This is a genomic window from Streptomyces sp. NPDC045998, from assembly GCF_056430285.1.
The window spans coordinates 102,914-111,644 of record NZ_JBWKLJ010000015.1 but is presented as its reverse complement, the minus strand read 5'-3'; the positions used below and the strand labels follow the sequence as shown (position 1 = coordinate 111,644).

At 73.6% G+C, this 8,731-nt stretch carries 3 protein-coding genes; 1 reads left to right on the top strand and 2 read right to left on the bottom strand.

Translation table 11 applies throughout. The features are described 5' to 3' along the window. Positions 1 to 122, bottom strand: a 122-nt coding sequence (locus tag AC07FJ_RS32340) for a biotin carboxylase N-terminal domain-containing protein (protein WP_146166841.1), incomplete at its 3' end; no start/stop codon positions are given. A gap of 303 nt (positions 123 to 425) precedes the next feature. Here AC07FJ_RS32340 and AC07FJ_RS32335 point away from each other — a divergent pair. Further along, a complete protein-coding gene (locus AC07FJ_RS32335) occupies positions 426 to 2,057 on the top strand; it encodes an FAD-binding oxidoreductase (protein ID WP_479052763.1) in 1,632 nt (543 codons plus the stop codon). 91 nt (positions 2,058 to 2,148) lie between these two features. Here AC07FJ_RS32335 and AC07FJ_RS32330 read toward each other — a convergent pair whose 3' ends face one another. Beyond that, a complete protein-coding gene (locus AC07FJ_RS32330; RefSeq protein WP_479052762.1) occupies positions 2,149 to 8,706 on the bottom strand; it encodes a thioester reductase domain-containing protein in 6,558 nt (2,185 codons plus the stop codon). Positions 8,707 to 8,731: the final 25 nt, after the last annotated feature.

The window sequence follows — 8,731 nt, the reverse complement described above, 5'->3', positions numbered from 1 at the left end:
ACGTGCAGAGCGTCCCGGTCCGGATCGGCGTAGACGGCTACGCTCGCGATCCCGGCATCCCGGCAGGCACGGGCGACACGGACAGCGATTTCGCCGCGATTGGCAATGAGCACCTTGCGCACGAAGGCTCCTCGAAAACGTCACGAACATCGGGCACGGAACAGCACCGCTCGAAACAGCACCGCTCGAACGTATAGGCGTCCGTTCCGTGCATCGGCCACCCGCCGGTAATCACCGGCGCGCCCTCACCGGACCGGCGGATGACCTTCCGCTGGACACCGGGTGCCGCCCCGCCGTCGCGCGCCGGCGTCCGCGCCCGGGTTCCCGCCGGGTTACCCGGCCATGACGAACGGCTGGAAACGTTCGCGCACGGCACGACACTCGTGCGGATTTCCGACGCTCAGATCTCATGGAGGCATGCGATCATGACCGAATTCTCCCGGCGCGGGCTGATGAGAGGCGCCGCCGCGACCGGTGGCGCGCTCGCGCTGCCGGCCCTCGCCACGACACCGGCCGTGGCCGCCGCCGTCGACGGGATCGACGGCGCGGAGCACACCGTGCGCGCGACCCCGGCCATCCACGTCACCCCGGCCGACCCGCGGTACAAGGGCCTCATATCGGGCTCCAACCAGCGCTGGGTCGGCTCGCCCGACTACGTACGCGTCGTCCACAGCGCCGACCAGGTCGTCACGGCCGTCCAGGAGGCCGTCGACCGCAACCTGAAGGTGGCCGTACGCAGCGGCGGGCACTGCGACGAGGACTTCACCGCCCACCGGGACGTCCGCGTCGTCATCGACATGGCCGGCATGAACGCCATCGACTACGACCCGGCCATGAACGCCATCGCCGTGGGCCCCGGCGCGCTCCTCGGCTCCGTGTACCGCACGCTGTACAAGCGGTGGGGCGTCGTCCTGCCGGGCGGCACCTGCCCCACCGTCGGCGCCGGCGGGCACATCACCGGCGGCGGGTACGGGGCGCTGTCCCGCTCCCGCGGCCTGACCGTCGACCACCTGTACGCGGTGGAGGTCGTCCACGTCGGGGCCGACGGGCGGGCCCGCAAGGTGGTCGCCACCCGTGAGCCCGGCGACCCGAACCGTGAGCTGTGGTGGGCCCACACCGGCGCGGGCGGCGGCAACTTCGGCGTCATCACCCGCTACTGGCTCCGCTCGCCCGGCGCCACCGGCACCGACCCGTCGAAGCTGCTCCCGCAGGCGCCGACCGAGGTGCTGCTGTCCGACGTCAGCTGGTCCTGGAGCGACCTCGACGAGGCGAGCCTCACCCGGCTGCTGCGCAACTTCAACGCCTGGCACGAGGCCAACTCGGCGCCCACCTCGCCCGGCCGCCACCTGTTCAGCCAGCTGAAGATGATGCACAAGGCGGCCGGCTACTTCCGGATGAGCACCCAGGTCGAGGCGTCGGTGCCGGGCGCCGAGCAGCTGCTCGACGAGTTCCTCGCCGCGGTCACCGAGGGCACCGGCGTCGCCTACCACGTGGGCGACCGCTACCGGGCGCCCTGGCTGTACGCGGTCTCCGAATGGTCCGGCTTCGTGGAGGCCGCCGTACCGCGCTGGAAGGCCAAGTCGGCGTACGTCCGCAAGGCCATGCCGGACGAGCAGCTGAAGGCGGTCTACCGGCAGCTGACCCGCGACGACTACCCCGGCCCGTACGGGATGATCGCCGTCGTCGGCTTCGGCGGCAGGATCAACGCGGTGGCGAGCGCCGACACCGCCACCGCCCAGCGCGACTCCTTCGCCAAGATCCTCTACTGCAGCCTGTGGAGCGACCCGGCGGACGACGCCGTGCAGACGCGCTGGGTGCGCGAGGCGTACGCGGACGTCTACGCCACGACCGGCGGAGTCCCCCGCACCGGCGGCGTCAACGACGGCGCCTACATCAACTACGCCGACGCGGACCTCGCCGACCCGACGCTCAACACCTCGGGCGTGCCCTGGCACCAGCTGTACTTCAAGGACAACTACCCGCGCCTGCAGCGGGTGAAGGCGAAGTGGGACCCGAAGAACGTCTTCAGCCACCGCCTCTCCGTCCGCCTTCCGTAACCGCCGCCCCCTTCCCCTCCCGACGTACGAAGAGGCCCCGCCGGCCGAAGCCGGCGGGGCCCTTTCGCGCCCTTGCGTGGGCGCCCGGGTGTTACGGGGCCGGGAAGTGGTTCTCCTCGACGAAGAACCGGACGTACTTCTCGAAGAGGTCCTGGGTCAGGGCCGGGATCCCGATCCCCGTGCCCTCCAGGGCCCGTTCCGTCTCCGTCGTGTCGATCGGCGGGTAGAAGCCGTCCGTGTCGGACGTCATCATCTCGAAGGCGTCCAGCAGCGGCAGCAGCGCGTTGTCGCCCGAGGTCACCGTCGACGTCCAGGTCTCCCAGTCGACCTCGTCCAGCTCGTAACCGAGGGCGCGCAGGTACTGGGCGCACTGGGTGAGCGCCAGGGAGCCCTGGTTGAACAGGTGGTACGTGCCGCCGGCCGCCTCCGGGCGGGCCGCGATGCCGGTGATGGCCGCGCTGACGTAGTCGACGGGCAGCAGGTGGAAGCGGCCCTCGACGCCCTTGGGCACCGACCGCGCCTGGACCAGGCCCTTGAGCGTCAGCCACACGAAGTCCCGCGTCTGGCAGGCGCCGTTGACCTGGTCGCCGGAGATGACGTCCACCCGGTACACCGACACCGGCAGGCCACGCTCCCTGGCCAGTTCGATGACCTGCTCGGCGACCCACTTGGAGCGCAGGTAGCCGCTCGCCAGCCGCTCGGCGGGGCCGGTCGGGTCCGTCACCTTCAGCGGCACGCCCGGTTCCCGCACGCCGTTGAACACGCCGACCGTCGAGACGTAGTGCACCGGCACCGTGCGGTGGCGGGCCGCCAGCCGCAGGACCTCCTCGGTGCCGCCGACGTTGGACGCCTTCAGCGCCTCGTACGGCAGCAGCCAGTGCACCCGCGCACCGTTGTGGTAGACCACGTCGACGGTACGGGCCAGCGCGTCGAACGCCTCCTCGGTGAGGCCGAGCCGCGGTTCGGCCAGGTCGCCGCGGACGACGACGATCCGCTCCGGGTCGACGTCGTCCCACACCCGGTACCAGCGGGCGTTGTCCCGCAGCCGCTCCAGCGCCGCCGCGTCGTCCTCGCCGCGCACCAGGCAGTGCACGCGCGCCGTGGTGGTGCGCATCAGGTCGCGGAGGAGGAACGCGCCGAGGAAGCCGGTCGCGCCGGTGAGGAGGATGTCACGCGGCGCGTCGGCCGCCACGATCACCTCGGCGGCCGGCTGGACGTCGTCGGCCAGCCGCACCTCGGCGGCGAAGTCCACGCCGCCGCGGCCGCCGCCGGACCCGTCCGCCGGGGCCAGTGCCGTCACCACCTCGCCGTGCAGGAACGCGGCGAGCGCGGCGGGCGTCGGGTGGTCGAACACCAGCGTCGGCGGCAGCTTCAGGCCCGTCGCCGTACCGAGCTGGTTGCGCAGCTCGACGGAGGTCAGCGAGTCGAAGCCGAGCGCCGAGAACGGCTGGTCCGTCGACACCCCGGACGCGTCCGCGTGGCCCAGCACCTCCGACACGCGGCCCAGCACCAGCTCCAGCACCGCCGTCCGCTGCTCCTCCTCGGAGAGCCCCGCCAGCCGGTCGGCCAGCGACTCCGTGGAGACCTCGGTGTTCTGCGCGGTCCGCCGCCCCGACGAGCGGGCCAGCTTCTGCAGGAGGACCGGCACCTGCACCTGCTCCCGCAGCGTCGCCAGGTCCATGGGCGTCGCCGCGAGCGTCGCGTGACCCGTCGTCATCGCCAGGTCCAGCAGCGCCGGGCCCTGCTCCGACTCGACGGGCCGGAACCCGCCGCGGGCGATGCGCTTGAGGTCGGCCTCGTCGAGGTGCCCGGTCATGCCGCTGGTTTGCGACCACAGGCCCCAGGCGAGCGAGGTCGCCGCCAGACCGCGCGCCCTGCGGTGCTGGGCGAGCCCGTCCAGGAAGTGGTTGGCCGCCGAGTACGTCGACTGGCCGGGGCCGCCGACGACCGCGGCGATCGACGAGAACAGCACGAACGCCGACAGGTCCAGGTCCTTCGTCAGCTCGTGCAGGTGCCACGCCGCGTCCACCTTGGGCCGCAGCACCGCCGCCAGCCGCTCCGGGGTCTGCGAGCCGACCAGCCCGTCGTCCAGCACACCGGCCGTGTGCAGCACACCGGTCAGCGGGCGGTCCTCCGGTACGGACGCCAGCAGCGCGGCCAGCGCCTCCCGGTCCGCGACGTCGCACGCGGCGATCGTCACCTCGGCGCCCAGCGCCCGCAGTTCCGCCTCGAGCGCGGCCGCGCCCTCGGCGGCCGGGCCGCGCCGGCTGGTGAGCAGCAGGCTCCGCACACCGTGCTCGGTGACCAGGTGCCGGGCGAACAGGGCGCCCAGGCTGCCCGTACCGCCGGTGACGAGCACCGTGCCGTCGGGGTTCCAGGAGCCGGTGGTGCCGGACGCCGACTCGGCGACCCGGCCGAGCCGCGGGATGTGCACCCGCCCGCCGCGTACCGCCGCCTGCGGCTCCCCGGCGGCCAGCACCGCGGGCAGCGCCGCCGCCGACGAGGACTGGCCGTCCATGTCGACGAGGACGATCCGGCCCGGGTTCTCCGACTGCGCCGACCGCAGCAGGCCCCACACCGCGGAGGCGCCCAGGTCGGTGACGTCCTCCGCGTCGGTGACGGCGACGCCGCCGCGGGTGAGCACCACCAGCCGGGTGTCGGCCAGTCGCTCGTCCGCCAGCCACCGCTGGACCAGGTCCAGCGCGTCCCGCGCGACCGTGTGGGTTGCGGCCGCCACGTCACCGGATGTCCCGGCGGCACCGTCGGACATCGCACCCAGCGGGGCCAGGACGACGTCGACGCGCTCACCGGCGGCGACCGCTCCCGAGACCGCCGCCACGTCCGCGAAGGCGCGGCCCGCGGCGAACGGGCCCTCGCCCAGCGCCGCCCAGTGCTCCGGCTCGTCCGCCGGCACCAGCGGGTAGTGGGCCCAGTCCACGTGGAACAGCGCGTCCCGGTTCCTGGCCAGGGCGTTGGACAGCTCGCCGACGGCGATGGCCCGGCACGCGACCGCCGACGCGGTCGCCACCGGCTGCCCCGCCATGTCCGCGAGCCGCACCTCCAGCGCCCCGTCCTCGCCCACGGCCAGGCGCACGCGCAGCCTCCGCGCCCCGGTCGCGTGGAGCCGTACGCCGTGCCAGTCCGTCGAGATCCACACCGCGCCGGCCGGGCTGCTGCCGTACGTGGCCAGGCAGGAGGCGGCCAGCGCGATCTCCAGCAGCGCCGGGTGCAGCCCGAAGCCCTCGACGCCGGTGCGGCTCTGCTCGGGCAGGCTCACTTCGGCGTACACCTCGTTCTCGCCGACCCGCCACACCGCGTCCAGACCCCGGTACACCGGCCCGTACGCGTAGCCCTGCGTGGCCAGCTTCTCGTAGGCGCCGTCCAGCGGCACCTCCTCCGCGCCGGCCGGCGGCCACTGCGCGAGCGTGAACGGGGCGTCCGGGCCGCGGAAGCCGAGGTGCCCGCGGGCGTTGAGCGTCCACGGCACGTCGGCGCTGTCGGGCCGCGAGTAGATCGACACCTCCCGGTGGCCGCCCGCGTCCGCGGCGCCCACGCTGACCTGCACGTGCACCCCGCCCTTCGCGGGCAGCGCCAGCGGGCCGAGGATCGACAGGTCCTCCAGCACGGTGCAGCCCAGCTGGTCGCCGGCCCGCACGGCCATCTCCACCAGCGCCGTCGCCGGCACCAGCGTCTGCCCCAGCACCACGTGGTCGGCCAGCCACGGATGGGTCCGCACCGACAACCGGCTGGTGAACAGCGTCTGTTCGACGCCCGCTACGGTCACCGCGGCGCCCAGCAGCGGGTGCTCCGCCGACTCCAGGCCCAGGTCCGAGGCCTCGGCGACCACGCCCGAGGTCTCCACCCAGAACCGCTCGTGCTGGAACGCGTACGTCGGCAGGTCGGTGTGGTGCGCCCCGGTACCGGCGTAGAAGCCCTGCCAGTCCACCGGCACGCCCGCGGTGTGCAGCCGGGCCACCCCGGTGACCAGGCCCTCCGGCTCCGGCCGGCCGCGCCGCAGCAGCGGCACCGCGGCCTCCGGGCCCACGTCGACCGTGTCCCGCACCAGCGTGGTCAGCACCGCGTCGGGCCCCACCTCGGCGAACGCGGTCGCGCCCAGGCCGTGCAGGGTGGTCACCGCGTCGGCGAAGCGGACGGCCCGGCGGACCTGGTCGGCCCAGTAGGCGGGGGTGCGCAGGTCGTCACCGGTGGCGAGCCGGCCGGTGAGCGTCGACACGACCGGGATCGTCGGCTCGTTGTACGTCAGTTCGCCGGCGATACGGCGGAACTCGTCGAGCATGCCGTCCATGCACGGCGAGTGGAAGGCGTGCGAGACGGTCAGCCGCTTCGTCTTGCGGTCCAGCCGCCGGAAGTGCGCCGCCACGTCCGAGGCCGCCGCCTCGTCGCCCGAGACGACCACGGACGTGGGCCCGTTGACGGCGGCGACCGACAGCCGGTCCCCGACATCCTTCAGGAGGGGGAGGACCTCCTCCTCGGTGGCCTGCAGGGCGATCATCGTGCCGCCGGCCGGCAGGTTCTGCATCAGCCGGGCCCGGGCGGCCACCAGCCGGGCCGCGTCGGGCAGGCTCAGGACGCCCGCGATGTGGGCGGCGGCCAGTTCGCCGATGGAGTGCCCGGCGACGTAGTCCGGCGTGACGCCCCAGGACTCCACCAGGCGGTACAGGGCCACCTCGGTGGCGAACAGCGCCGGCTGCGTGTACCCGGTCTGGTCCAGTTCGCCCCCGGCGGCGATGACGTCGCGCAGCGGCTTGTCCAGCAGCGGGTCCAGCTCCGCGCACACCGCGTCGAACGCCTTCGCGTACGCCGGATAAGCCTCGTACAGCTCCAGGCCCATGCCGGTGCGCTGCGCGCCCTGGCCCGTGAACAAGAACGCCGTCTTGCCGGTGGTCCGTGTCCCCTGGACGACGTGCGGCGCCGGCTCCCCGGCCGCCAGGGCCCGCAGCCCCGCCAGCAGTTCGTCCCGGTGCGCGCCGACGACCACCGCGCGCCGCTCCAGCGCGGAGCGGCCCGTACCGAGTGAATACGCCACGTTCAGCGGGCACACCAGGTCCGCGTCCCGCTCCAGGTGCGCCAGCATCCGCCCGGCCTGCGCCGCGAGGGCCTGCGCCGTCTTCGCCGACACCACCCACGGCAGCAGCGGGTGCGTGAACGCGGCCTCGCCGTCACCGGACGCCTCCGCCGTACCGGCCAGGTCCTCCGCCGCCGGCTCCTCCAGGATCACGTGCGCGTTGGTGCCGCTCACACCGAACGCCGAGACGCCCGCCCGGCGCGGCGCGCCCGTGTCCGGCCACGGCCGGGCATCGGTCAGCAACTCGACCGCGCCCGCCTCCCAGTCGACCATCGGGGTCGGCGTGTCGACGTTCAGGGTCCGCGGCAGGATGCCGTGCCGCATCGCCTGGATCATCTTGATGACGCCGCCCGCGCCGGCCGCCGCCACCGTGTGCCCGATGTTCGACTTCAGCGAGCCCAGGTACAGCGGCTTGCCCTCCGGCCGGCCCCGCCCGTACGTGGCCAGCAGCGCCTGCGCCTCGATCGGGTCGCCCAGCCGGGTGCCCGTACCGTGCGCCTCCACCACGTCCACGTCGGACGCGGACAGCCGGGCGCTGGCCAGCGCCTGCTGGATGACCCGCTCCTGGGAGGGACCGTTGGGCGCGGTGAGGCCGTTGGACGCGCCGTCCTGGTTGACGGCCGTACCGCGGATCACGGCCAGCACGCGGTGGCCGTTGCGGCGCGCGTCCGACAGCTTCTCCACCAGCAGCAGGCCCACGCCCTCGGACCAGGCGGTGCCGTCGGCGGCCGCCGCGAAGGACTTGATGCGGCCGTCCTCGGCGAGCCCGTTCTGCCGCGAGAAGTCCACGAACCCGCTCGGGTTGCCGGACACCGTGGCACCGCCGGCCAGCGCCAGCGTCGACTCGCCCTTGCGGACCGACTGCACCGCCAGGTGCAGCGCCACCAGCGATGAGGAGCAGGCCGTGTCCACCGACACCGCGGGCCCCTCGAAACCGAAGGTGTACGCGATGCGGCCCGAGGCGACACTGCTGAGCTTGCTGGTCATCAGGTAGCCCTCGAGCTCCTCGGGGCCCTCCAGCCCCAGGTAGCTCTGCTCCACGACACCCGCGAACACGCCCACCGGGGTGCCGCGCAGCGTCGCCGGGTCGATGCCGGCCTGCTCGAACGTCTCCCAGGCGGTCTCCAGCAGCACCCGCTGCTGCGGGTCCATCGCCAGCGCCTCACGCGGCGATATGCCGAAGAAGCCCGGGTCGAAGAGGGCCGCCCCGTCGAGGAAACCGCCCTTCTTCGTGTACGACTTGCCCGGCTTGCCGCGCTCCGGGTCGTAGAGGGAGTCGATGTCCCAGCCGCGGTCGGTGGGCCATTCGGTGATGCCGTCGGCCTCGTCCATGACGAGCTGCCACAGCTCGTCCGGGGACGTCACCCCGCCGGGGAAGCGGCACGCCATGCCGACGATCGCCACCGGCTCCTCGGTGCCGGCCTCCAGTTCGGCGAGCCGCTGCCGGGCCTTCTGCAGGTCGGTGGTCACCCATTTCAGGTACTCCACCATCTTCTGTTCGCGTGCGGACGCCCCGTCCTTGCCGGCGTCCTGACCTGACGTCTGAGGTGATTCAAGGGACATGCGGGATCAACTTCTCCTCGGGCTG

Bases quoted from the DNA above. Each gene is read 5' to 3' on its own strand.
- AC07FJ_RS32335 (WP_479052763.1), top strand. From the start codon at position 426: ATGACCGAATTCTCCCGGCGCGGGCTGATGAGAGGCGCCGCCGCGACC.
- AC07FJ_RS32330 (WP_479052762.1), bottom strand. From the start codon at position 8,706: ATGTCCCTTGAATCACCTCAGACGTCAGGTCAGGACGCCGGCAAGGAC.